The sequence below is a fragment of the Bradyrhizobium cosmicum genome (genome assembly GCF_007290395.2).
Taxonomy (GTDB): Bacteria; Pseudomonadota; Alphaproteobacteria; order Rhizobiales; family Xanthobacteraceae; genus Bradyrhizobium; species Bradyrhizobium cosmicum.
In genome coordinates this window covers 1,171,577-1,194,583 of the sequence record NZ_CP041656.2, presented here as the reverse complement: position 1 = coordinate 1,194,583, position 23,007 = coordinate 1,171,577, and the positions used below count along the sequence as shown (strand labels likewise).

Below are 23,007 nucleotides of genomic sequence, written 5' to 3'. Positions count from 1 at the left end.
GAATGGAAATCAGGATGGCCCGGATCAATTCGCGACAGGTGGAAGCCTTCCGGGCAACGATGCTCACCGGCAGCGTCACCGAGGCGGCCGCGTTGATGACCGTGACGCAGCCGGCGGTCAGCCGGCTGCTGCGCGACCTCCAGGCGCTGTTGAAGATGGAGCTGTTCGAGCGGCGCGGCACCGGCCTCGTGCCGACCGCAGCAGCAATGGCGCTCTATACTGAAGTGGAGCGCTCCTTCGTCGGCCTCGAACGCATCACCGCGGCGGCCGAAGAAATCCGCGGCCGCCGCACCGGCTCGCTGCGAATTGCCGCCCTTCCGGCGCTGTCGAACGGCTATCTGCCGCGGCTCACCGGGCATTTTTTGAAAGAGCGTCCCAACCTGAACCTCGCTTTCTTCGGCGTGATCTCGCCCATCGTGGTCGACTGGGTGCTGAACAATCAGTGCGACGTCGGTTTTGCCGAGGTGCCGATCGCGCATTCCGGCCTGCCGAGCCAGAAGCTGCCGGCGCCCGCGCGCGTCGCGGTGCTGCCCACAGGCCATCGGCTCACGGAAAAGGAAGTTCTGGAGCCGCGCGATTTCGAAGGCGAGACCTTTATCTCGCTGTCGGCGGGATCTTCGAGCCGGCACCTCGTCGACCAGATCTTCCATCGTCACGATGTCCGCCGCGTGCTGCGGGTCGAGACCGCGCTGTCGGAGATCATGTGCGGCATGGTGTCATCGGGGCTGGGCGTCGCGATCTGCGATCCCTTCACCGCGCAGGAATTTTCCACCCGCGGCGTCGTCGTGCGCCGCTTCCTGCCGCGCATCGACTTCGAATTCTCCGCGGTATTCCCTGCGCAGCGCAGCCCCTCGCCTGTGGCGCTGGATCTGGTCGAGACCATGCGCAAGGCGCTTGTTGAATTTGAAGATTAGGGCTTGAGTTGAAAGGGTGCAGCCACAAGCTGGCTGCAACCTCTCCCGCTTGCGGGGGAGGTCGGCGCGAAGCGCCGGGTGGGGGCTCTCTCCACACACGGAGTGTCCTATGTGGAGAGACCCTCTCCCCTGCCCTCTCCCGCAAGCGGGAGAGGGAGCGCACCTTTTTCGTGATAACGATCAAGCACCCCACAGACGCTCAGCCGTTGAACGCGGCCTGCGCCTCCGGCAGGTCCCAGATCTTGCCGATCGCCGCGGTGCCGGCTGCGGTAATCGCCGCTTCGTCGGCGCCGAGATAGCGCCCGGCGTCGATCAGCATGCGGCCATCGACCATGACCTGATCGATATTGGCGCGGTTGGCGAGCGCGATCAGCGCGCGGCGCGGATCGAACAGCGGCTGCAGATGTGGATGAGCGAGATCGACGACGGTCAGGTCAGCCGTCGCGCCCGGCTCGATGCGGCCGAGGTCCGGCCGCTTGATCACGTCGGCGGCAACAGCCGTGTTCGCCTCGATCAATTCGGGCGAGTTAGCGACATCGGCGCGCTGCGACGTGATCTTGGAGATCAGCGAGGCGGCATTGAGCTCGCCGAGCAAATCCATGTTGTAGCCGTCGGTGCCGACTACGGTGCGGACACCGTGCTCGGCGAAGCGGCTGAAGGCGGCAGTGACGCCGGCGCGCGCGAACACGCGGGGGCAATTCAGCACGGTCATGCCGCGCGCCGCCATCAGCTTGAGATCGTCATCGCTGCTGAATATGCAATGCGCCGCCATCAGATCGTGGGCGAGCAGGCCGAGCCAGTCCAGATATTGCGCTGGGGTGCGGTCGCCATAGCGCTTGCCGATGGTCTCGACCTCGGCGCGGCTCTGCGCCATGTGCGTGGTGATGGGAACGCCGAGTTCGCGTGCCCGCGTCGCACAAGCCCTCAGCAGGTCGGGGCCGCAGGTGTCGGTCGCGTGCGGGCTCATCGCAAGGCCGATGCGGCCGTCGCCGCGATTGTTCCAGCGTTGATAGAGCGCGTCCCACGTCGCCATGTCGGCGGTACCGTCATCGCCGGAATACTGAACGACACCATCGGGGCCGGCCTTGGCGTCGGACGTCGAGAACAGATAAGGCGCGCCGTAGAAGCGGATGCCCATCTCCTCGGCGGCATCGAACATCTCCGGGATCGAATTGCGGAACGGCTCCATCACGGTGGTGGCGCCGCCCTTGAGGAGTTGAAGGATGCCAAGCCGCGCGACCGCCATTCGCTCTTCCGCCGACAAGATCTCGGCGCCGCGCTTCGTGAGGGGCAGCAGCACCGTATAGACGATGCTCTGGTTGTTCTTGCGGCCGTTGCCGTCCTCGCTGTGGCTGCGCGCCACCGCTTCAGAGAAGCAGTGATTGTGCAGGTTCAACAGGCCCGGCAGCACGAAGCGGCCGGGACGGTCGTAGACCTCGTCGGCGCTCGGCTTGTCGCGCGTAACTGCGACAATCTTCTTGCCTTCGACCAGAACCCAATGGTCGCGCAGCACATCCTGCGCGCCGTCCTTCCGTGACAGCACATAGCTGCCGAAGATTGCGATGGTGCTCATGCGGGGCGTACGTTCCAGAAGACGGCGGCGCCGTCGAGAATGCCGGTGATGGCTTTGCGATAGGCGGTCGGCTGCTTGTACAGGCCGATCGGAATATAGGGGATTTCCTCGAACGCCACCGCCTGGATCTCGCGGCAGATGCGCTGCTGCTCGGCGAGCTCGGAGGCCGCCAGCCACTGGCTGCGCAAGGGTCCCATCCTCTCGCTCGCATACCAGCCGGCGACCTTGCCTTCGCCACGGATGTTGGTGTTGCCGGCCGGGTTGAGCCAGTCGATGCCCTGCCAGTTGCCGACCGCGGCGCTCCAGCCGCCCTGCCCGATCGGGTCCTTCTTGAGCTGGCGCTGCAGCACGACGGCGAAATCGAGCCCGGCATATTCGACGTTCATGCCGGCCTTGCGCAGGCTGTCGACGGCGATCTCGCCGAGCGGCTTTTGCGCCAGCGAGTTGGTGGGGACGAGGAGCACGATCTTCTCGCCATTGTAGCCGGCGGCCTTGAGGTCAGCCTTGACCTTGTCGTAGTTGCGCGGCCCGCGGAACACGTCGAGACCGATGTCGCTCGCCATCGGCGTCCCCGGGGCGAAATAGCCGATCGGCGAGACCTGGAAAGCCGGATCGGTGCCCGCCACCGCTGTCATGAACGCGGACTGGTCGATGGCACCGAGCAGCGCGCGGCGGATGGCGGGATTGTCAAACGGCGGCTGCAGATGATTGAGCCGCAGCATGCAGGCGTAGCCGCGGGGATCGAGGATCCGCGTCTCGATGTCGCCGGCGGCCTTGACGATCGGCAACAGATCGTGCGGCGTCGTTTCCTGCCAGTCCTGCTCGCCGGTCTGGAGCGCGGCGACGCCGGTGCCGGCGTCAGGTGTCGTGGTCCAGACCACGCGATCGTAGTGTACGATCTTCGGCCCCGCGGTCCAATCCGGCTTGCCGTCGGTGCGCGGCTGGTAGCGGTCGAACCTGGCATAGGCGTTACGGGCGCCCTGCACGCGCTCGTCTGCGAGATAGCGGAACGGGCCGCTGCCGATCACCTCAGTGAGCGGCTTGAACGGGTCCTGGCTCGCCAGCCGCTCCGGCATCATGAAACATGGATTGATCGCGGCCTTGCCGAGCGCCTGCGGCAGCAGCGGGAACGGACGCTTGAGACGGAAACGGATGGTGCGGTCGTCCGCAGCCGAGAGCTCCGCGGTCGCATCCATCAGCTCGCCGCCAAAACCGTCGCGCGCCGCCCAACGTCGGATGCTGGCGACGCAGTCGCGCGCCAGCACACGTTCGCCATCGTGCCAGAACAGGCCATCGCGCAAGCTGAGGTCCCATTGCAGCATGTCACCGGAGATGGCGTGGCCCGACAGCATCTGCGGCGAGACCTGGAGCGAGGAGCTCATGCCGTAGAGCGTGTCGCAAACCATGAAACCGTGGTTTCGCGACACCTGAGCGGTCGAATAGATGGGATCGACGAATGCGAGATCGATGACGGGAATGAAGCGCAGTGTGGATTGCGATTCAGCACGGACGACGCCCGGCAGCGACAGCGCCGGCACTGCGGCGGCAGCCTTGAGGAGCGAGCGGCGGGAGATAGGCATGACAAGAGGCTCCTGAAGGATCTTAGATGTTCAACAAGACGGCGCCGATCGCGGCCGCGACCGCCTGCTGCGCAGGCTCGATCACGGGCACGCCGATGGCGTCCGCAATCGCCGCGCGGTGCGAGGCCATGCCGGCACAGCCCATCACCACGACGTCGGCGCGGCATTGGGTGACGAGCGCGCGGCCGGCCTCGATCAATCGTCCGCGGATATCGGCACCCGCCGTCTCCGCCGCGCTTGCGCCGACCGACCAGCTCCCGGCGTAGCGGCTGTCGACACCCAGCACCCGCGCCATGCGCTGCTGGCGGCGGATGCTGGAGGGCGACAACGCGATGACGCCAAAGCGCTCGCCGAGCATCAGCGCGCGAAAGATGCCGCATTCGGCGATGCCCAGCACCGGGCGTCCGCCAGCGGCCTCGCGCACCGCATGCAGGCCGGGATCGCTGAAGCAGGCGAGCACGAAGGCATCCGCATCGTCACGCGTGACGCGATTGACCAGCGGCATCACCACGCTGTCGGCATCGCGCTGCGAGCTGATGCCTGGCGGCCCCTCGGCAAGTCCGACCACCTCGATGTCCGGACCGCCGGCGATGCGCAGCGGTGCGACTGCCTCGTCGATTGCCGCCGTCACCGACGCCGACGAGTTGGGGTTGATGACGAGGATACGGCGATGGCTCATGGCATGGCTCAACGGTTGGCCGCCTCGTGGCGCAGGAAGTTCTCCGCGATCTTCTCGCCGGTCGTGATCCACACGTCCGGGCACGACTTGGCGTAGGTCAGGAACTCGCGCAGCAGGCGCAGCCGCATCGGGCGGCCGCTGCATTGCGGATGCAGCACGGTCGTGACCAACGCGCCCCAGTCTCTGGTCTCGTCGAGCTCGTCCTTCCAGATCGACAGCACGTGCTCCTTCGGGAAGATCGAGCGCGGGCTGAAGCGCGCGGAGAGGCCGTGCATCCAGTCGTCATAGCTCGCGGTCACCGGCAGCTCGATCGTGCCCGGCTTGCCATCGGCGAGGCGATGGCGATAGGGACGCACGTCGTCGCGGAAGGAGGATGTGTAAACAATGCCGTGCCGTACCAGCGCGACCCGCAGCTCTTCCGTGAACTCACCGTACGGCGCACGATAGCCGGTCGGCCTGACGCCGAGCCGGCGCTTCAGCGCCTCGAATCCGCGCTCCAGCTCTTCCTCGATCCAGGGATCGCCGGGATCTGGCAAGAGATGATGATAGCCGTGATGGCCGATCTCGTGGCCGGCCTTGAGGATCGACTCGGCCATCGCCGGATGCGCGTCGACCGACCATCCCGTGACGAAGAACGTCGCCTTGAGATCGAGCTGGTCGAGCAGCTCCAGCAGCTTCGGCGTGCCGACGCGTGCTTCATAGCCGCCATAGCTCATGGTGATCAGTCGCTGCGCATGTACGGCGTCCTTGCTGGTCCACGCGCTCTCCGAGTCGACGTCGAACGACAGGAACATCGCCGATCTGTACGGCTTCGGCCACGGATATTCCGGCGCGGGATCTGCGGTGTTGGCCGGGATGAGCGGAATGCTCTGGAGTGCTTTACTGTCCAGCATTGATGGTCGCCTTCTCGAGTGCGTTGTCAGTCAGTTTCCACTTGGCGAGCAGGGTCTTGTAGGTGCCGTCGGCGATCAGCGCATCGACCGCCTCCAGCATGGCCTGCTGCAGTGCCTTTTCCTTGACCGGAATGGCGATGCCGACGAACTGCGACGCAATCGTCGTTCCGACCGGCGTGTAGGCGCCGGGCTCGAGCTCCATGATGTAGGGCAGCGTCTCGTTGCCCTGCACGGCGGCGTCGATACGGCCCTGCTTGAGCTGGGTGCGGGCATCGGCCGATCCGTCGGTGCCGACGAAGACGACCGGATTGCTGCCGCAGCTCTTCTCGCTCCAGGCATTGATCATGGCCGGGAACATGGTACGGCGGCTGGCGCCGACCTTCTTGCCGCAGAATGCGGCCATGTCCTTGAACTCCGCCGCGCGCGACTGCTGCACGAAGAAGTGCGGGCCGGTCCGCAGATAGTCGATGAAGGTCGCGGTCTCGTGCCGGCTGGCATAGTCGGTAAAGCCGGAGAGGATCGCATCGACACGGCCGGTCGAGATCGACGGCATGAACTGGTCGAAGCTGGTCTCCTGCCATTCGATCTTGAGACCCAGCTTCTTGCCGATGGCCTCGCCGAGATCGATGTCGAATCCGGACAGCGTGTTGGTGGCGGGATCGCGGAACTCCATCGGCGGATAGTTCGGCACCAGCGCGACCTTGATGCTGCCGCGCTTCGCGATCTCAGCCGGCAGCTCGATCGCAACAGCCGAAACGGTCATGACGCCAAACAGCGCCGCCGCAACCAACAATCTCTTCATCAACACGCCCCCATTGTTAGATCACTGCCGAAAGAAATGCCTTGGTGCGCTCCTCGCGCGGCGCGCCCAACACGTCCGACGCGCGCCCCTGCTCGACGATCGCGCCCTGGTCCATGTAGACGACCCGATCGGCGACCTCGCGGGCGAAGCCGAGCTCGTGCGTCACCACCATCATGGTCATGCCGCTCTTCGCCAGCTCCTTCATGACCGCGAGCACCTCGCCGACGAGTTCAGGATCGAGCGCGCTGGTCGGCTCGTCGAACAGCATCAGCATCGGCTTCATCGCGAGCGCCCGCGCAATGGCGACGCGCTGCTGCTGGCCGCCGGAGAGCTGCGCGGGATAGGAGTCGGCCTTGGCCGACAATCCGACGCGCCGAAGCAGCTCGAGCGCCTCGGCCCGCACCTCGTCAGACTTGCGGCCCTGCACCTGGAGCGGCCCTTCGGTGACGTTTTCGAGCGCCGTCTTGTGCGGAAACAGATTGAAGCGCTGGAACACCATGCCGGTCTTCAACCGTTGCCGCCCGATCGCCCGCTCGTTAAGCCGATGGAGCCTGCCGCCCTGCTCGCGCACGCCGAGGAGCTCGCCGTCGAGCCAGATGCCGCCGGCATCGATCGCGGCAAGCTGGTTGATGCAGCGGAGCAGCGTGGTCTTGCCGGAGCCGGAGGCACCGATCAGGCACATCACTTCGCCAGGCCAGACGTCCAGCGACACATTTCTGAGCGCCTGGAACTCCCCAAAGTTCTTGGTGACGGAGCGGATCGCGACAAGCGGCTTTGTCATCGGCCGAACTGCAATGTGCCGCGCGCGAAGCGGCGTTCGAGCAGCATCTGGAGCGGCGTCAGGACCGAGACCACGAGCAGGTACCAGAGCCCGGCGACGATCAGGAGTTCGATCACGCGGGAATTGGCGTAGTAGATGTTCTCGGCGTTGTGCAGCAGTTCCGGATACTGGATCACGCTCGCGAGCGAGGTCGCCTTGACCATGCCAATGAACTCGTTGCCGAGCGGTGGGATCACCACGCGCATCGCCTGCGGCAGGACGATCCGCCGCAGCGCGCGCAGCCGCCCCATGCCGATCGCCTGCGCCGCCTCGTACTGCCCGATGTCGACCGACAGCATGCCGGCGCGCATCACTTCCGACGTATAGGCGCCCTGGTTGATGCCGAGCCCGAGCAGCGCGGCGAGGAACGGCGTCATGACGTCGACGGCCCGCGCGCTCCACAGGCCGGGAATCCCGATGGTCGGAAACACCAGTGCGAGATTGAACCACAGCAAGAGTTGCAGGATCAGCGGCGTGCCGCGGAACAGCCAGGTGTAGCCGGCCGCGACGGTCTTCAGCACCGGATTGGGCGACAGCCGCATGACCGCCACGACTATGCCGAGGAAGATGCCGAGCGCCATCGCCAGCACCGCCATCACCATGGTATTGACGATGCCCTCGATAATGACTTTTGCGGTCAGGAAGCGGCTGACATAGGACCATTCGATCTGGCCGCCGGCGAAGGCGCGCACGATCGCGGCCAGCACGATGACGATCAGGGCCGCGCTGAGCCAGCGAAACCAGTGCGGCTCGCGCGCGATCCGCATCCCCGACAGGTCAGGGAAACCTTCCGCGAGTGCCGGAGCCGGCTTCATTGCGGCGCCGCGTTCAGCATGGGCTGGGCGACCGCGTTGGCCCCGAGGCCCCATTTGTCGAGGACGGCCTTGTACGAGCCGTCGGCGATCATCGCGGCGAGCTTCTCGGTCACCACCTCACGCAGGGCGGCGTCGTCCTTGCGGAACATGATGCCTTGATAGCCTTTCGCAAAGGGCTCGCCGACGACGCGGTATTTGCCGGGCTCCTGCGCTTGCGCATAAGACAGCGTCTCGCTGCCCTGCACGGCCGCGTCGATGCGGCCCTGCTTGAGCTGGTTGCGGACGTCGATCGAATTCTCACCCGGGACGTACTGGATGGCGGGCTTGCCGGCCGGCTCGCAATTCTGCTTGCTCCACTTCTCGATCTCGACCGGGAAGCTGGTGCTGCGGGTGGTGCCGACCTTCCTGCCGCAGAGATCGGTCGCCGCCTTCGCCTGGTTGTCGGCCATCACGAAGAACTGCGGCCCGGTCGCGAGATAATCGACGAAATCGGCAGTCTCGCGCCGCGAGGCGCGATCGGAGATGCCGGAGATGATGAAATCGGCACGCTTGGTCTGAAGCGAGGGGATCAGCTCGGCGAACGGCGTCTCGCTCCAGACGATTTTGAGGCCACCGAGCCGCTTGGCGAGTTCGTTGGCGAGGTCGATATCGAGCCCGACGAGTTCATTGGTCGCGGGATCGCGGTATTCCATCGGCGCGTAGGTGGAATTGACCGTGAGCTTCAACGTACCCGCCTGCCTGATCTCCGCCGGAAGCTCGGCCGCCTGCGCGGACGTCACGGCAGCCAATGCTGCCAGCCCAAGAAAATGCGAGAGGCGTGTCATGTCAGCTCCTTTGCCAGCGCCGTGCAAGAGTCAGTCCGCGTCGAGAACGGCCGGCTCGATGACGCCGGCGCGTTCGGTGATCACCCGGTACTGCTCGGGCCGCCGGTGGGCGGCGAAGTTGAACATCTTGTCCTTGCCCTGGCGGCAGAGGTCGAGATCGATGTCGGCGACGATGACCTCGTCGGTGAGCGTCTGCGCCTGCGCGACGATACGACCATTGGGATCGACGATGCAGGAGCCGCCGATCAGACCGGAGCCGTCCTCCTCGCCCGCCTTCGCCACCGAGATCGCCCAGGTCGCGTTCATGTAGGCATTGGCCTGCGTGACCAGCGTCGAGTGGAAGGTGCGCAAGGAAGCGTCCTCGGTGACGCCGCCATTGGGATCGTAGGCCGCCGAATTGTAACCGATACAGACGAGCTCGACGCCCTGCAGGCCGAGCACGCGCCAGGATTCCGGCCAGCGGCGATCGTTGCAGATCATCATGCCCATGATGGCATGAGCCCAGGCCGATCCCGCGCGGAAAGCGGGAAAGCCGAGATCGCCATAGTCGAAATAGCGCTTCTCGAGCTGCTGATAGCGCGCACCCGGCCGCGGCTCGACCGAGCCCGGCAGGTGCACCTTGCGATAGCGGCCGAGGATTTCGCCGTCGCGGTCGACCAGGATGGCGCAATTGTAGCGGCGACCATCCGGTGTCAGCTCGGCAAAGCCGACATAGAACCCGACGCGCAACGCACGCGCGCGATCGAACAGCTTCATCACGGCTGGGTTCGGCATCCCGCGCTCGAAATACTGGTCGAGCTCCTCGCCCTCCAGCAGCCAGCGCGGAAAGAACGTCGTGAAGGCAAGTTCGGGAAACACCACGAGGCTGGCGCCGCGGTCGGCCGCCTCGTCCAGCATGTCGAGCATCCGCTTCAGCGTATGCTCGCGCGTATCGGCTTTTTGCGTCGGCCCCATCTGAGCTGCGGCGGCACGAAGAACACGAACCAAGATTGCCTCCAATCTGTGCGCAGTGCTGCCTCAATGGGCGAATGAACCCTTTGATGCGACGCGCAAATCCGCATCCATTACGCGGAAGCGGGGCTGCAAAATCAATTCGTTCTGCTATGATCTTTCGGCCCTGAGTATAATCGGCAGTGATATGAACCTGCGCCAGCTCGAGATCCTGCGTGCCGTCATCCGCCATCGCACCACGGTGGCGGCGGCGGACGAACTGGCGCTGTCGCAGCCCGCGGTCAGCAATGCATTGAAGACGATGGAGGCGCAGGCCGGCTTTGCGCTGTTCGAGCGCGTCAACAACCGGCTGTTTCCGACCGCTGAAGCGATGGCGCTGTACAAGGAGAGCGAGGCGATCTTCGCGCTGCACGCCAAGCTGGAGAACCGTGTGCGCGATCTGCGCGAGAATCGCTCCGGGCATCTCGCCATCGTCGCGACGCCGCCGCTGGCCTACAGCATCATCCCTTCGGCCCTGTCCAACTTCCTGCGCCGACGCCCGGAGACACGCGTCTTCTTCGACGTTCGCCGTTATGAAGGCATCATCGAAGGCGTGCTCAGCCGCGTCGCCGAGCTCGGCTTTGCGCTCGGGCTGACGCATCATCCCGGCATCGCGCACGAGGTGGTGCACACCGGCGAGATGGTCTGCGTGCTGCCGCCACAGCATCCGCTCGCCGACAAGCCCGTGATCTCGGCCGCGGATCTGTCGGGCCTGCCTTTCATCGGGCTCGAGCGCGGCACGCGGCTTGGCGAAGCCGTACGCGACAGTTTTGCCCGTGCCGGCGCGCCGTTCCGGCCGACGGTCGAGGTGCGCTACTGCAACACGGCCTGCGTGCTCGCGGCAGCCGGCGTCGGCGCCGCGGTGGTCGATCCGTTCTCGCCGTTGCAGAACGGCGGCAACGGTCTCGTGGTCCGGCCGTTCACACCGACCACGCACGCGGTGGCCTATATGCTATGGTCGGAAGCCGAACCGCTGTCTCGCCTGGCCAAGGCCTTTCTCAGCGAAGTTCGCAAGGACAGCGCGCTCTTGGAACGCACAGCGCCACACCAGCAACATGGGGCAGGAATCGACTGAGCTTGCGCCTGCGCGCGCAGCCTTTGACCGGGAGGGCACATGGCACGCATCACCATCATCGAGACCGGGCAGGTCCCGCAAAAATATCGCGAGCAGCACGGCTCGTTTCCCAACATGTTCGAACGCATGGTCCGCGCCGAGGACCCGACGGCCACGGTCGAAATCGTCAGCATCCCGAATGGCGATGCGCTGCCCGATCCGGGCAAGCTCGAGGCCGTGCTGATCACGGGCGCCGCCGCCGGCGTCTATGACGGGCTTGACTGGATCGCGCCGCTGGAAGATTTCGTTCGCACCGCCTATGCGAACAAGACACCGATGGTCGGCGTCTGCTTCGGCCATCAACTGATCGCACAGGCGCTCGGCGGCACGGTCCGCAAGTCGGAGAAGGGCTGGGGCATCGGCCGGCACGTCTATCAGGTGCTGCCCGAGAACGGCGTCGTTGAAGGTGAAGCAGTCGCGATCGCCGCATCGCATCAGGACCAGGTGATCGAGCCGCCAGACGACGCCCTGACGATCCTCTCGTCCGACTTCACCCCGCATGCCGGCCTGCTCTACGCCAACGGCACGACGCTGTCGGTGCAGCCCCATCCCGAATTCGACGTGGAGTTCGCGCAAGTGTGCTGCGAGCTGCGCGACGGCAAGCTGCCGGATGACGTGGTTGCGACCGCGCGGGAGTCACTGGCGGAGCCGCTGGACAGCGCCAAGCTTGGCGGGGCGATCACGCGGTTCCTGGCGCGCAAATCCATCGCCTCATCCTGAAGGGCCCGCCAAAGGCGGGCGTCTCGAAGGATCGAGGCCCCCGCTGCCGCAGCGAGGCCTGCATGGTTCGAGACGCCGCTTTGCGGCTCCTCACCATGAGGATTGAGAGTTACTCAGAACGGATCGGTTCCCAGCCCCGGCACATCCGCCGGCCGCGGCCCGGGCGCGGCCCAGTGAAACCGGCGATCCTTCTCCGCGATCATGATGTCGTTGATCGAGGCCTCGCGGCGCCGCATCAGGCCGTGCTCGTCGAACTCCCACTGCTCGTTGCCGTAGGAGCGATACCACTGGCCACTGGCGTCGTGCCATTCGTACTGGAAGCGCACCGCGATGTGGTTGCCGTCGAAGGCCCAGAGATCCTTGATCAGGCGATACTCCTGCTCCTTCTCCCATTTGCGGGTGAGAAAGGCGACGATGGCCTCGCGGCCCTGAAACACTTCCGAGCGATTGCGCCAGCGGCTGTCCTCCGTATAGGCGAGCGAGACGCGCACCGGGTCGCGCGAATTCCAGGCGTCCTCGGCCATGCGGGCCTTCTGCGCGGCGGTCTCTCGGGTGAACGGCGGAAGCGGCGGACGCGACATGATGGCCTCATCGATTGGGTCGGGGCCGCAAATCTATCGCCGCATCCGCCGGAGTCGAGTGGCCATCACCCGTCGGCCGATCACTTATCGGGCGATCAGGAAATCAAATCGGCCTTCATCAGCGTACGGATCGATTTAGGGATCGGCTGGGCGCGGCCGCCGCTGATGAAGGCGACGCGCACCTCGGCTTTCACCAGAACGTCCTCGGCCCGCCGTACCTCCTGCGCCAGCATGATCGAGGCGCCCTTCACCGCGACCGGCCAGGTCACGACATCGAGCACGTCGTCCATCCGCGCGGGCTTGAGGAAATCCAGGTGCATCGAGCGGACGACGAAGGCGAAGCCGGCATCCTCGGTCGCGGGCTGCTCGAACAGCGCCTGCTGTTCGGCGCCCATCAGCCGCAGATGATTAGTACGGCCGCGCTCCATGAAGCGCAGATAATTGGCGTGATAGACGATGCCGGAGAAATCCGTGTCCTCGTAGTAGACGCGGACCTGCATGTGATGGCGGCCGTCGCGGATCTCGCCGTCGAGATGGGCTGTCACGTCGCGAGCCTCTTTGCTTTTTGCAACCGGCCCGTTTTGCGCAAAAACGGCTGGTCGCGCAAGCTCGGTTACGCCACCACCGGTCCTCGCCCCAGCGTCACCTCGACGATCTCGGGCGGCACGCCGACGCGGACCGGCATGATGCTGCAACCGAGGCCACCGGAGACGATGACGTCGCATTTCAGCCGGAAATGACCATAAGCGAGCCGGAGGCCATGCTGCGGCGGAACGGCAGGCGACCAGCCGAGCAAGCGGATCTGGCCGCCATGGGTGTGGCCGGACAGCTGCAGCGCGACGCGCGCGGGCACGCGCGGCGCGATGTTGGGCTCGTGCGCGAGCAGGATGATCGGCGCGTCGTCGGTGACCTTGGCGAGCGTCGCGGCGAGGTCGTCGGCGCCGAAGCGCACCATATTCCGGAACCGCCGCGCCGGCAGAAAAGCAAGCTGATCGCCAAGACCGGCCAGCCAGAACGGGCGGCCGTCCTTGCTGAGGCGCACGGCGTCGTTCTCGTAGACGGGAATGCCTGCCGCCTCCAGCGCACGATGCGCGATGGTCGGCCCGTAGCCGGCCTGCTGCACAGTCCTGTCGTCCCAGTAATCGTGATTGCCCATGACGGCATGGACGCCGAGCGGCGCCTTGAGGCCGGCCAGCACCCTCGCCCATTCGCGCGGCGGAATGATGCGCGTGACCTGGTGAAGAGCGGTGACATAGTCGCCGAGCAGCACGATGAGGTCGGCCTTCAGCGCATTGGTGCGGTCGACGATGGCCTCGATCCGCTCCAGCGACATCCAGGGATCGCAGGCATGGACGTCGGCGATGACGGCGATCTTCAGCGGAAAATCCGACGGCCATTGCCGCGGGGGCCGGATGATAGCGGGTCACGCGAAGCCGCAGCACAGGCTCGACACCGACGGCATAAGCCGTGGTCGAGACACCGAGCGCGGACAGGGCGCCGATGGAACGGATGAGATGCCGACGCGTGATCATGAAGGCTCGCTGATGATGCGCCTCCGTGATGCGGCTCGATTGGAGCGGAATTTGGGTGCGCTCGTGCAGATCGTCTGCACGAAATTACCGGATGTTCATGACAGACGGAGGGCTTCGCACTTACGGAGACTAGTCGTCGCTCACGCGGGCGCCAAGCGAGCCGGTTTGTGCCGAGTCAACGCGGCAGAGCGCGCGCAGAGGAGGAGCCACAGCACCACCCACAGGAGCGGCACAATCATCGTCGGACCGTCCAGGATCGCACCAATCAGAATCAGCGCGACTGGCACGAACAGCAAAGCCGTCACGCCGGTCCAGAAGGCGTTGACCAGCGGCCGACCGGAAGCATTGGAGAAGACCTTGGCCGGCAACCTCGAGCCCACCACAAAAACAAGCCATATCGCAAGGTAAGGCACGAACAGCCAAAGCAGAATGTCCTGAACTTGGGACATCGGGATCACGACTGAATCGGACCACGGCGGATAGTATCCGCGCGCCAACTCGGTCATGAACAACAGATCGTAGGCTGGGATTTGCAGCAGCCAGGCCGCGCTCGCCAGACCGACGATCCAAATGCTCTTAGGCGTCGACAGCTCTCTCCAGGCCTTCTTGCGGCTCCACAACATGAAGCCAAGCATCGTCCCCCCGGACGCAGCCAGCCCTGCGCCAGCATCGACGAGGCCCCACTTGCTGGTACGCAAATTATTCATAGACCTGTACCAGTCCTCATCGCTACATCGCCGATCCGGGCTGGCGTTCGGAACACCGGGCACACACTCCTGCCCGGTCCTGATCCGTTCCACAGCGGTAGCGTCGGTGTATGCAGGTGTCACGATGCCGATGGCGATCAGCAGGAATCCGACCGTAGTTATGGAGAGAACGAGACATGCGAGCCGATAGCGTCTCGATCCGAAGCAATCTTCAACCACGCTATCCCTCTGGCTCGCAATCGACGGCAATACAGTTCAAGCGGCGGGACACCCGACGAAGGGATCATCACCCTTCACTCTAGCAAAAATTGGATGATATTGTGCAGATACTGCGCAGATCAGTCGTCGCTCTCGTCCGTGCCGAAAAGGCCGAACTGGGTTGCCGCATCGCGCGAGGGCTCGGCGATGCCGAGATGGCGGAAAGCATGCGTGGTGAGCAGGCGGCCGCGCGGGGTGCGCTGCAGATAACCGCACTGGATCAGGTAAGGCTCGATGATGTCCTCGATCGCATCGCGCGGCTCGGACAAGGCGGCCGCCATCGTCTCGACGCCGACCGGGCCGCCGCCATAGTTCATCGCGATGGTCATGAGGTAGCGGCGGTCCATGGCATCCAGGCCCGCGGCGTCAACCTCGAGTGCGCTGAGCGCGTGGTCGGCGATCTTGCGGTCGATCTTGTCGGCATCGGCGGCCGAGGCGAAATCGCGCACGCGGCGCAGCAGACGGCCCGCGATGCGCGGGGTGCCGCGGGCGCGGCGCGCGATCTCGTTGGCGCCATCGCTGCTCATTCCGACATTGAGCACGCGGGCGCCGCGGGTGACGATGCTTTCGAGTTCTTCGATGGTGTAGAAGTTGAGCCGCACCGGAATGCCGAAACGATCGCGCAACGGATTGGTGAGAAGGCCGGCGCGCGTGGTGGCGCCGACGAGGGTGAATTTCGACAGCTCGATCTTCACCGAGCGCGCCGCCGGGCCCTCGCCGATGATCAGGTCGAGCTGAAAATCCTCCATCGCGGGATACAGCACCTCCTCCACCGCCGGACTGAGGCGATGGATCTCGTCGATGAAGAGCACGTCGCGCTCTTCGAGATTGGTGAGCAATGCCGCGAGATCGCCGGCCTTGGCAATCACCGGGCCCGACGTGGCGCGAAAACCGACGCCGAGCTCCTTCGCCACGATCTGCGCCAGCGTGGTCTTGCCGAGACCCGGAGGGCCGACGAACAGCACGTGATCCAGCGCCTCGCCGCGCTTGCGCGCCGCCTCGATGAAGATCGAGAGGTTCTTGCGCGCCTGCTGCTGGCCGACGAAGTCGGACAGCGACTGCGGCCGCAGCGCGGTGTCACCGACGTCATCGGAGCGGCGCTCGGGCGAGACCATGCGGGGCGGCGTGTTCACTCGTTGCCTCTGCGGTACTTGTTCGGCAGCAGTTCGCCGATCGTGACCACCTTCGGAGCCCGGCCATCGTCAGGCACGATCACCTTCGCCTTGGCATCGTAATCATGGATCAGTTCGCGGCAGGTACCGCAGGGCGAGACGACGGCGATGTTGCCGGGCTCGCCGGGCTTCGGATGACGCACGGCGACGATGCTCTCGATGCCGTGGTCACCGGTCTCGGTAATCGCGCGCCCGATCGCAATCGCTTCGGCGCAGATTGCGTTGCGGCCGATATAGGCATCGATATTGACGCCGGTCACGATCCGGCCGTCACGGGTGCGCATGGCCGCCCCCACCTCCTGCCAGTCGTTGCGATAGCGCTGGCTGATCGCGTTGGTCGCGGCCGCAATCAGTTCCTCATCCTTCTTGGTCAGCATGGGCGAAATATGGTCCCTGATCGGTCTGCGACGAACATAGCCTATTTCGCCAGTTCCTTCAGGCCAAGCCGAATGAGCTGCGCGGTCTCGGCATTCTCACCGGCGCTGCGCGAAGCCGAGGCGATCGCGGCGGCCGCCTGCGGCTGGCCGTAGCCGAGATTGACCAGCGCCGAGATCGCGTCCGCAACCGGCCGTGGCGCGCGCTGGTCGTCGACTGCGCCTGCAAGATGCACGACGGCTGGATCGACATTGGCGAAGGCCGGCGCCTTATCCTTCAATTCGGTGACGATGCGCTCGGCGACCTTGGGGCCGACGCCCGGCGTGCGCGCCACCGCGGCCTTGTCGCGCAGCGCGATCGCGTTGGCGAGATCGGAAGGCGCCAGCGTGCTGAGCACGGCCAGCGCGACCTTGGCACCGACGCCCTGCACGGTCTGGAGCAGGCGAAACCACTCGCGCTCCTGGTCGGTGCGGAAGCCGAACAGTTTGATCTGGTCCTCGCGGACATAGGTCTCGATCGACAGCACGGCCGCCTCGCCGGGCGACGGCAGATGCTGCAGCGTGCGGGCCGAGCAATGCACCTGATAGCCGACGCCGCCGACGTCGAGGATGACATAGTCCTCGCCGTAGGAGTCGATCAGGCCCTTGAGCTTGCCGATCATAGCCCCGCCACCTTCAGCCGCAGCGCCGTGCTCTGGCGGTGATGGGCATGGGTGATGGCGATGGCGAGCGCATCGGCGGCATCCGCGGACGGCGGCTCGGCCTTGGGCAGCAAGATCTTCAGCATCATCGCGATCTGATGCTTGTCGGCGTGGCCGGCGCCGACCACGGTCTTCTTGACTTGGTTCGGCGCGTATTCGGCGACGCTGATGCCGAACATCGCAGGCGCGAGCATGGCGACGCCGCGGGCCTGGCCGAGCTTCAGCGTCGCAACGCCGTCCTTGTTCACGAAGGTCTGCTCGACCGCAGCCTCCATCGGCTGGTGGCCGGACAGGACGGCTGCAAGCCCTTCGTGGATCGCGAGCAGGCGGCTCGCCAGCGGCAGGTTGTCCGGCGGTTCCACCGACCCGCAGGCGACGTAGATCAGGCGATTGCCGTCAGCCTCGATCACCCCCCAGCCGGTGCGGCGCAGGCCTGGGTCGATGCCGATGATGCGAACGGGGCCACGAATCGGGAGCGCAGTCATGCGCCAGTGATAGCGGTTGGCTGCCGTGGGGGAAACAGAAACAGAACGAAGGCAACAGGGGAAAGCGGGCCCCTACCCGCCCATCTTCGCCATCAGCGCGTCCGACACCTCGAAATTGGCGTAGACGTTCTGGACGTCGTCGTGCTCGTTGAGCAAATCCATCAGCTTGAGCAGCTTCTCGCCGGTCTCGTCGTCCACCGCGACCGTGTTCTGGGGCTTCCAGATCAGCGCGGCCTTGCGCGGCTCGCCGAACTTGGCTTCCAGCGCCTTGGCGACGTCGCGATAGCCTTCGGTCGAGGCGTAGATCTCGTGGCCGCCTTCGCCCGAGACCACATCGTCGGCGCCGGCCTCGATCGCGGCATCGAGCACGGCGTCGTCGGAGGCGACGCTGCGGTCATATTCGATGATGCCGGTGCGGTCGAACATGAAGGAGACCGAGCCGGTTTCACCGAGATTGCCGCCCGACTTGGTGAAGAAGGAGCGGATGTCGGAGGCGGCGCGATTGCGGTTGTCGGTCAGCGCCTCGACGATGACGGCAACGCCGCCGGGGCCGTAACCCTCGTAGCGGATCTCGTCATAGTTCTCGCCCTCGTTACCGAGCGCCTTCTTGATCGCGCGCTCGATATTGTCCTTCGGCATGTTCTCCTGGCGCGCCGCGGTGATGGCCGCGCGCAGGCGCGGGTTCATGTTGGGGTCAGGCGTCCCCAGCTTGGCCGCGACGGTGATTTCCCGCGCCAGCTTGCCGAACAGCTTCGACTTCTGGGCATCCTGCCGCCCCTTGCGGTGCATGATGTTCTTGAATTGGGAATGTCCGGCCATGCGGGTCTCGTTAAGGAATTGTCAGCCAAGGAGAGTGTGGGAAGCGCGGCCTTATAGGCCGCCAACCCACCGGAATGAAAGAGGCTCTACGACTTTAAGGTAGTACCGTAGTGTCCCGTGCCCAGTAGTCAGGCACTGTTAACCATGATTTCATTCCGGCCTGCGAAAATAGCGTCCGCCCACCCTCCCACAAGAGTGACCTGATGGCGTTCGCAATATTTCGGAAGCGTCTGCCGGACGTACCTGCGCCCGCCGCAGGCCCGCAGGTTGCGCCGTCGCCGGCCGATTCCGCGCCGGCCGGAGCTGCCGGGGACGATTCCGCCCGGGAGATCCTGGAACTGCTGGAACTTGAGCTCGGCGCCATGATCCGCCAGCTCGAGCGCGCCGCCAATTCGGTCGCCGGGGGCGCCGAGGCGACCGCCAACACGCTTGCCGCCATCCGCGACCGCACCGACGCCCTGACCGGCCGCACCAATGCGGCGCAATCGAACGCCTCCACCTTCGCGCATGCCGCCGACAAATTCACCCAGTCCGCCCAAGGCATCGGCGCGCAGGTGCGCGAGGCCGGCAAGCTCGCCGACGCGGCCAGCGCCGCCGCGCAGGAAGCGCGCGCCAATGTCGACCGCCTGCGCGAATCCTCCGCCGCCATCGGCAACGTCGTCAATCTGATCGCACAGATCGCGCGGCAAACGACGCTGCTCGCGCTCAACTCCACCATCGAGGCCGCGCGCGCGGGTGCCGCCGGCAGGGGCTTTGCGGTGGTCGCCACCGAGGTGAAGGCGCTCGCTGTGCAGACCCAGGGCGCCACGGAAGAGATCACCCGGAAGATCGACGCGCTGCAGCGCGACGCCACCGGCTCCGCGGATGCGGTGCACCGCATCTCGCAGGCGATCGAGGCGATCCGCCCGGTGTTCGAGACCGTCAACGGCGCGGTCGCCGAGCAGAACGCCACCACCAGCGAAGTCTCCGGCAACGCCGCCAGCGCATCGGAGTTCATCATCTCGGTCGGCCAGAGCGCAGCCGAGATCGATGCCGCGACCAAGGCGGCCGAAACGCATGGCGAGAATGTCGCCAGCGCCGGCCGGGCCGTCACCACTTTCGCGCAAAAACTGAAATCGCGCTGCGCGGTGCTGCTTCGCCAGAGCGAGCACGATGACCGCCGCAAGACCGAGCGGCTGCCCTGCCATCTCAAGTTCGAAACCGCGCGCGGCGTGATGCCGGTCTATGAAATCGCGATGGACGGCGTGCTGATCGGCGGACCGGACGCCGGCCGGCTTGCGCCGCAGGCCATCATCGAGGGCAGCCTCGAAGACGTCGGCGCCTGCCGCCTGCGCGTGACCGAGCAATCCAAGGCCGGCGCGCGCGCGCAGTTCGTCAATCCCGATGCCGCGCTAGCTGAGAAGATCGAAGACAGGCTCTGGTCGATCCACGAGGAGAACAGCGAGTTCGTCACCCGCGCCATGGAAGCGGGCACCGCCCTGACCCGGATTTTCGAACAGGCGGTTGCACGCGGCGAGGTCAGGATCGACGATCTCTTCGACACCGATTATGCGGAGATCGCCGGCACCAATCCGCAGCAATACCGCACCCGATATCTCGATTGGGCCGACCGCGCGCTGCCGCCGTTCCAGGAAGCGTTTCTCGCCAGGGACCCGCGCATGGCGTTCTGCGCCATGGTCGACCGCAACGGCTTCCTGCCGGTGCACAACAAGATCTATTCGCATCCGCAGCGGCCGGGTGACGCGGGCTGGAACACCGCCAACTGCCGCAACCGCCGCATCTTCAACGATCCGGCCGGGCTTGCCGCCGCGCAAAATCTGCGCTCGTACCTGGTCCAGAGCTATGCGCGCGACATGGGGAACGGGAATACGGTGATGATGCGCGAGATCGACGTTCCGATCCGCGTCCAGGGCCGGCACTGGGGCGGTTTCAGGACGGCCTACAAACTGTAGTGCACGCTCAGGCAAGACGCCGGGCGCGAATCACCTCTTTGAATAATGTTGGAATGGGAATGCCGCGGAGAGCCGGCGAACGGCTCCGATTTGAGGAAGCCCGTAAATGTCCCTCGCCCAGCTTGCCGTCATGGACACAGGATCGAACCGCACGCTCGCCGAGCGGCTGATCGACCAGCTCGCCGACCGCATCGGCGGGCTCGGCGTGGAACTCGCCGACATCGCCGGTAACGTCCAGGAAGTTGCAAGCCGCGTCGCCAACCAGTCGGAGCGGTTCCATCACCTGCAGAGAACGGCCGAGACCATGGTCGCGGCCAACCGCGGCATCGCCAATGCGTCGCAGGCGGTGCAATCGACCACGTCGGCCGCGGTCGGCGAGATCGCGCAGTCCCGCGGCGCGGTCGATACCGCGGTCAGCCACATCTCCGAACTCGTCGCGGCCGTGGAGCGGATCGAGGGGCGGCTGAGCGCCGTCGGCTCGGCGCTGGCGCAGGTCGCAAAAGTCTCCGGCGCGATCGAGGCGATCGCGAAGCAGACCAATCTGCTCGCACTCAATGCCACCATCGAAGCCGCGCGCGCCGGCAATGCCGGCCGCGGCTTCGCGGTGGTCGCAAGCGAGGTGAAGAACCTCGCGGAGGCCACCCGCCAGGCCACGCTCCAGATCTCCGACACCGTGCGCGATCTCGACGGCCAGATCGAAGGCCTGATCGGCGAGAGCAGCGACGCCTCGCAGCGTGCCAAGACCGCCGGCGAAGGCGCGCAAGCGATCTCCGGCATCATCTCGCGGGTCCAGCAGGGCTTCGCCTCGGTCGAAGCTGAGATCGACAGCGTCACGCGCGCGGCAACTTCCAATCTCGGCCATTGCGACACCGTCATCAGCGAGCTCAACGAGCTCGCCAGGGGCGTCGACCTGTCCTCGCGCGACCTCAAGAGCGCCGACCAGCGGGTGACGCAACTGCTCGACACGTCCGAAGGCCTGATCGCGATGATCGCCAACAGCGGCGTGGAAACGTCGGACACGCCGCTGATCCGCGTCGTGGTCGACACCGCCAAGCGGATCTCCGCCGAATTCGAAGCCGCGATCGATCGCGGCGAGATCACGCTCGACCAGCTCATGGACGAAAAATATCGCGAAATCCCCGGCACCGATCCAAAACAGTATCTCACCAACTACGTCGAATTCACCGACCGCGCGCTCCCCGCGATCCAGGACCCGATCCAGAAATCCGATCCTCGCATCGTGTTCTGCGTCGCATGGACCAAGGGCGGCTATCTGCCGACCCACAACCCGAACTACAGTCTGCCGCAGGGCAAGGACCCGGTCTGGAACAACGCCAATTGCCGCAACCGCCGCCTGTTCACCGACCGCACGGTCAAGAAGGTCGGGGCCAACACCAAGCCGTTCCTGCTGCAGACCTATCGCCGCGACATGGGCGGCGGACAGTTCGTGCTGATGAAGGACCTGTCCTCGCCGATCATGGTCCGCGGCAAGCACTGGGGCGCGTTCCGGATGGGTTTCCGGCAGAGCTGACGACGTCGCGACGGCCTTTCAAATCGGAAACTGCAAAACAACCCCATGCACAGTAGCCGGTGCCTGAGGAATCAATGGCTTGCGCCTCATCGCGCGCCAGGCGCCTGACGAGCCCTTGACCCGTCGGGCAAAACAGGCGCACAATGCTATTATTCCGAAATTTTGAGAGAATGCTTCTGCGAGGGTCGCTGCGCTTTCCCGAAGGGAGAGCTGTCGCGTAAAGGCGGGCTTGGCGAAGCGCCTCGCCCTTCGAGAAGACCGCTTTGCGGTCTCCTCAGGATGAGGCTGAGTGGCATTGGTACTCGTGAGGATTACGGCCGCACACGCGGTCCTCATCCTGAGGGCCCGCCGCAGGCGGGCGTCTCGAAGGATGCGTCGCAAGCAAGGACGCGTCCCCGCCCGACTTTCCCAATCGCACGACTTTCGCCATCGCATGGTTTTGCGCGTTCGCACGATCATCTGCGGCGATCGACGGCGCGCGCGATGAAACGCGTCAAAAAATGACGCTTATCATATCAATTGGCCCAAACTTCCCGCAGTGATCGCCGCACAAATTCGTGAACGTCATGGCCTCGCGTCGCAGCCGCGCAAATATGCATTGCGAGAAAATTCGAAGCTTCATCGTTTCGCATCGGTATGATTATGGTCGCGCGAATTCGCCGACCCGGTCGCCGCAAGCGATCGTCGAGCAAGGGGATGCATATGGCAACGACACTCACCGTCAACGGCGAACAGAAGACTTTCGACGCGCCACCTGACATGCCGCTGCTGTGGGTGCTGCGCGACATCCTCGGAATGACCGGCACCAAGTTCGGCTGCGGCATCGCGCAATGCGGCGCCTGCACGGTGCATGTCGACGGCAAGGCGGTGCGGTCCTGCGTGCTGCCGGTGAGCGCGGTCGCCAACCGCTCCATCACCACCATCGAGCATATCGGCACCACGCCCGCGGGCGCGAAGGTGCAGAAGGCCTGGCTCGATGCCGAAGTGGTCCAGTGCGGCTACTGCCAGTCCGGCCAGATCATGTCGGCGGCCGCGCTGCTGGCAGCAACGCCCAACCCTGATGATTCCGACATCGACGCCGCAATGGCCGGCAACATCTGCCGCTGCGGCACCTATGTGCGGATCCGCGAGGCCATCAAGCACGCCGCCAACGGCAAGCAGTCGTGAGATC

The 23,007-nt window shown here is 65.4% G+C and carries 23 protein-coding genes and 1 pseudogene; 6 read left to right on the top strand and 18 right to left on the bottom strand.

All coding sequences use genetic code 11. The features are described 5' to 3' along the window. Positions 1–14: 14 nt before the first annotated feature. A complete protein-coding gene (locus tag FNV92_RS05510) occupies positions 15–914 on the top strand; it encodes a LysR substrate-binding domain-containing protein (RefSeq protein WP_014439752.1) in 900 nt (299 codons plus the stop codon). 199 nt (positions 915–1,113) lie between these two features. On the opposite strand, the gene FNV92_RS05505 is transcribed toward FNV92_RS05510, so the two are convergent. The 9 genes from FNV92_RS05505 to FNV92_RS05465 are packed head-to-tail and all read right to left on the bottom strand — an operon-like array spanning position 1,114 to position 9,854. Then, positions 1,114–2,487, bottom strand: a complete 1,374-nt coding sequence (locus tag FNV92_RS05505; RefSeq protein WP_143841790.1) for an amidohydrolase family protein — start codon at positions 2,485–2,487, stop codon at positions 1,114–1,116. Then, positions 2,484–4,067 (bottom strand): ABC transporter substrate-binding protein, encoded by a 1,584-nt coding sequence (locus tag FNV92_RS05500; protein WP_143841791.1) that lies wholly within the window; start codon positions 4,065–4,067, stop codon positions 2,484–2,486. The genes FNV92_RS05505 and FNV92_RS05500 overlap by 4 nt, the downstream gene beginning before the upstream one ends. A gap of 22 nt (positions 4,068–4,089) precedes the next feature. Then, on the bottom strand, positions 4,090–4,746 hold the full coding sequence (locus tag FNV92_RS05495) for an aspartate/glutamate racemase family protein (protein WP_143841792.1): 657 nt from the start codon (positions 4,744–4,746) through the stop codon (positions 4,090–4,092). 8 nt (positions 4,747–4,754) lie between these two features. Then, entirely contained in the window at positions 4,755–5,639 is an 885-nt protein-coding gene (locus FNV92_RS05490) for a polysaccharide deacetylase family protein (protein WP_143841793.1), read from the bottom strand. After that, positions 5,626–6,441 (bottom strand): ABC transporter substrate-binding protein, encoded by an 816-nt coding sequence (locus FNV92_RS05485; protein ID WP_041748047.1) that lies wholly within the window; start codon positions 6,439–6,441, stop codon positions 5,626–5,628. Before FNV92_RS05485 ends, FNV92_RS05490 begins: the two co-directional genes overlap by 14 nt. 16 nt (positions 6,442–6,457) lie before the next feature. After that, on the bottom strand, positions 6,458–7,222 hold the full coding sequence (locus tag FNV92_RS05480) for an amino acid ABC transporter ATP-binding protein (protein WP_143841795.1): 765 nt from the start codon (positions 7,220–7,222) through the stop codon (positions 6,458–6,460). Next, positions 7,219–8,076 (bottom strand): amino acid ABC transporter permease, encoded by an 858-nt coding sequence (locus FNV92_RS05475; protein ID WP_168213336.1) that lies wholly within the window; start codon positions 8,074–8,076, stop codon positions 7,219–7,221. The genes FNV92_RS05480 and FNV92_RS05475 overlap by 4 nt, the downstream gene beginning before the upstream one ends. Then, positions 8,073–8,900 carry an ABC transporter substrate-binding protein gene (locus tag FNV92_RS05470; RefSeq protein WP_143841797.1) on the bottom strand — a complete coding sequence of 276 codons (828 nt, stop codon included), beginning with the start codon at positions 8,898–8,900 and terminating at the stop codon, positions 8,073–8,075. The genes FNV92_RS05475 and FNV92_RS05470 overlap by 4 nt, the downstream gene beginning before the upstream one ends. Before the next feature lie 30 nt (positions 8,901–8,930). Next, the gene (locus FNV92_RS05465; protein WP_014439743.1) at positions 8,931–9,854 is read right to left on the bottom strand and encodes an N-carbamoyl-D-amino-acid hydrolase; all 924 of its coding nucleotides are present in this window, start codon (positions 9,852–9,854) and stop codon (positions 8,931–8,933) included. Positions 9,855–10,038: 184 nt separating this feature from the next. Here FNV92_RS05465 and FNV92_RS05460 point away from each other — a divergent pair, with 184 nt between their 5' ends. Continuing rightward, positions 10,039–10,965 (top strand): LysR family transcriptional regulator, encoded by a 927-nt coding sequence (locus FNV92_RS05460; protein WP_143841798.1) that lies wholly within the window; start codon positions 10,039–10,041, stop codon positions 10,963–10,965. Between the two features lie 39 nt (positions 10,966–11,004). Next, positions 11,005–11,724: a type 1 glutamine amidotransferase gene (locus FNV92_RS05455; protein ID WP_143841799.1), complete on the top strand. Its 720-nt coding sequence runs from the start codon at positions 11,005–11,007 to the stop codon at positions 11,722–11,724. Between the two features lie 113 nt (positions 11,725–11,837). Here FNV92_RS05455 and FNV92_RS05450 read toward each other — a convergent pair whose 3' ends face one another. The 9 genes and pseudogenes from FNV92_RS05450 to FNV92_RS05410 form a co-directional block, all read right to left on the bottom strand. Continuing rightward, a complete protein-coding gene (locus FNV92_RS05450; protein ID WP_014439740.1) occupies positions 11,838–12,305 on the bottom strand; it encodes a nuclear transport factor 2 family protein in 468 nt (155 codons plus the stop codon). 95 nt (positions 12,306–12,400) lie between these two features. Then, positions 12,401–12,805, bottom strand: coding sequence for a tol-pal system-associated acyl-CoA thioesterase (gene ybgC, locus FNV92_RS05445; protein WP_244623811.1), 405 nt, complete (start codon positions 12,803–12,805; stop codon positions 12,401–12,403). 113 nt (positions 12,806–12,918) lie between these two features. Beyond that, a pseudogene (locus tag FNV92_RS05440) lies at positions 12,919–13,837 on the bottom strand (metallophosphoesterase). Between the two features lie 140 nt (positions 13,838–13,977). Then, positions 13,978–14,763 (bottom strand): hypothetical protein, encoded by a 786-nt coding sequence (locus FNV92_RS05435; protein WP_143841801.1) that lies wholly within the window; start codon positions 14,761–14,763, stop codon positions 13,978–13,980. Positions 14,764–14,882: 119 nt separating this feature from the next. After that, positions 14,883–15,935, bottom strand: a complete 1,053-nt coding sequence (ruvB, locus tag FNV92_RS05430; protein WP_168213337.1) for a Holliday junction branch migration DNA helicase RuvB — start codon at positions 15,933–15,935, stop codon at positions 14,883–14,885. Beyond that, positions 15,932–16,351 carry a cytidine deaminase gene (locus tag FNV92_RS05425; RefSeq protein ID WP_014439735.1) on the bottom strand — a complete coding sequence of 140 codons (420 nt, stop codon included), beginning with the start codon at positions 16,349–16,351 and terminating at the stop codon, positions 15,932–15,934. Before FNV92_RS05425 ends, ruvB begins: the two co-directional genes overlap by 4 nt. A gap of 41 nt (positions 16,352–16,392) precedes the next feature. Continuing rightward, a complete protein-coding gene (ruvA, locus tag FNV92_RS05420) occupies positions 16,393–17,010 on the bottom strand; it encodes a Holliday junction branch migration protein RuvA (protein WP_014439734.1) in 618 nt (205 codons plus the stop codon). Then, on the bottom strand, positions 17,007–17,534 hold the full coding sequence (gene ruvC, locus FNV92_RS05415) for a crossover junction endodeoxyribonuclease RuvC (protein ID WP_143841802.1): 528 nt from the start codon (positions 17,532–17,534) through the stop codon (positions 17,007–17,009). The genes ruvA and ruvC overlap by 4 nt, the downstream gene beginning before the upstream one ends. 72 nt (positions 17,535–17,606) lie before the next feature. Next, the gene (locus FNV92_RS05410) at positions 17,607–18,353 is read right to left on the bottom strand and encodes a YebC/PmpR family DNA-binding transcriptional regulator (RefSeq protein WP_143841803.1); all 747 of its coding nucleotides are present in this window, start codon (positions 18,351–18,353) and stop codon (positions 17,607–17,609) included. Between the two features lie 203 nt (positions 18,354–18,556). Between FNV92_RS05410 and FNV92_RS05405 the strand changes: the two genes are divergently transcribed. From FNV92_RS05405 to FNV92_RS05395, 3 genes are all read left to right on the top strand, one after another. Further along, on the top strand, positions 18,557–20,305 hold the full coding sequence (locus tag FNV92_RS05405) for a methyl-accepting chemotaxis protein (protein WP_143841804.1): 1,749 nt from the start codon (positions 18,557–18,559) through the stop codon (positions 20,303–20,305). Positions 20,306–20,411: 106 nt separating this feature from the next. Continuing rightward, positions 20,412–21,836, top strand: a complete 1,425-nt coding sequence (locus FNV92_RS05400) for a methyl-accepting chemotaxis protein (RefSeq protein ID WP_143841805.1) — start codon at positions 20,412–20,414, stop codon at positions 21,834–21,836. 702 nt (positions 21,837–22,538) lie between these two features. After that, positions 22,539–23,003, top strand: a complete 465-nt coding sequence (locus FNV92_RS05395) for a (2Fe-2S)-binding protein (RefSeq protein ID WP_186355500.1) — start codon at positions 22,539–22,541, stop codon at positions 23,001–23,003. Positions 23,004–23,007: the final 4 nt, after the last annotated feature.

What these genes read in the sequence shown, in the direction of transcription:
- FNV92_RS05510 (WP_014439752.1), top strand. Translation starts at nt 15, where the DNA reads ATGGCCCGGATCAATTCGCGACAGGTGGAAGCCTTCCGGGCAACGATG.
- FNV92_RS05505 (WP_143841790.1), bottom strand. Translation starts at nt 2,487, where the DNA reads ATGAGCACCATCGCAATCTTCGGCAGCTATGTGCTGTCACGGAAGGAC.
- FNV92_RS05500 (WP_143841791.1), bottom strand. Translation starts at nt 4,067, where the DNA reads ATGCCTATCTCCCGCCGCTCGCTCCTCAAGGCTGCCGCCGCAGTGCCG.
- FNV92_RS05495 (WP_143841792.1), bottom strand. Translation starts at nt 4,746, where the DNA reads ATGAGCCATCGCCGTATCCTCGTCATCAACCCCAACTCGTCGGCGTCG.
- FNV92_RS05490 (WP_143841793.1), bottom strand. Translation starts at nt 5,639, where the DNA reads ATGCTGGACAGTAAAGCACTCCAGAGCATTCCGCTCATCCCGGCCAAC.
- FNV92_RS05485 (WP_041748047.1), bottom strand. Translation starts at nt 6,441, where the DNA reads ATGAAGAGATTGTTGGTTGCGGCGGCGCTGTTTGGCGTCATGACCGTT.
- FNV92_RS05480 (WP_143841795.1), bottom strand. Translation starts at nt 7,222, where the DNA reads ATGACAAAGCCGCTTGTCGCGATCCGCTCCGTCACCAAGAACTTTGGG.
- FNV92_RS05475 (WP_168213336.1), bottom strand. Translation starts at nt 8,076, where the DNA reads ATGAAGCCGGCTCCGGCACTCGCGGAAGGTTTCCCTGACCTGTCGGGG.
- FNV92_RS05470 (WP_143841797.1), bottom strand. Translation starts at nt 8,900, where the DNA reads ATGACACGCCTCTCGCATTTTCTTGGGCTGGCAGCATTGGCTGCCGTG.
- FNV92_RS05465 (WP_014439743.1), bottom strand. Translation starts at nt 9,854, where the DNA reads ATGGGGCCGACGCAAAAAGCCGATACGCGCGAGCATACGCTGAAGCGG.
- FNV92_RS05460 (WP_143841798.1), top strand. Translation starts at nt 10,039, where the DNA reads ATGAACCTGCGCCAGCTCGAGATCCTGCGTGCCGTCATCCGCCATCGC.
- FNV92_RS05455 (WP_143841799.1), top strand. Translation starts at nt 11,005, where the DNA reads ATGGCACGCATCACCATCATCGAGACCGGGCAGGTCCCGCAAAAATAT.
- FNV92_RS05450 (WP_014439740.1), bottom strand. Translation starts at nt 12,305, where the DNA reads ATGTCGCGTCCGCCGCTTCCGCCGTTCACCCGAGAGACCGCCGCGCAG.
- ybgC (WP_244623811.1), bottom strand. Translation starts at nt 12,805, where the DNA reads ATGCAGGTCCGCGTCTACTACGAGGACACGGATTTCTCCGGCATCGTC.
- FNV92_RS05425 (WP_014439735.1), bottom strand. Translation starts at nt 16,351, where the DNA reads ATGCTGACCAAGAAGGATGAGGAACTGATTGCGGCCGCGACCAACGCG.
- ruvA (WP_014439734.1), bottom strand. Translation starts at nt 17,010, where the DNA reads ATGATCGGCAAGCTCAAGGGCCTGATCGACTCCTACGGCGAGGACTAT.
- ruvC (WP_143841802.1), bottom strand. Translation starts at nt 17,534, where the DNA reads ATGACTGCGCTCCCGATTCGTGGCCCCGTTCGCATCATCGGCATCGAC.
- FNV92_RS05410 (WP_143841803.1), bottom strand. Translation starts at nt 18,353, where the DNA reads ATGGCCGGACATTCCCAATTCAAGAACATCATGCACCGCAAGGGGCGG.
- FNV92_RS05405 (WP_143841804.1), top strand. Translation starts at nt 18,557, where the DNA reads ATGGCGTTCGCAATATTTCGGAAGCGTCTGCCGGACGTACCTGCGCCC.
- FNV92_RS05400 (WP_143841805.1), top strand. Translation starts at nt 20,412, where the DNA reads ATGTCCCTCGCCCAGCTTGCCGTCATGGACACAGGATCGAACCGCACG.
- FNV92_RS05395 (WP_186355500.1), top strand. Translation starts at nt 22,539, where the DNA reads ATGGCAACGACACTCACCGTCAACGGCGAACAGAAGACTTTCGACGCG.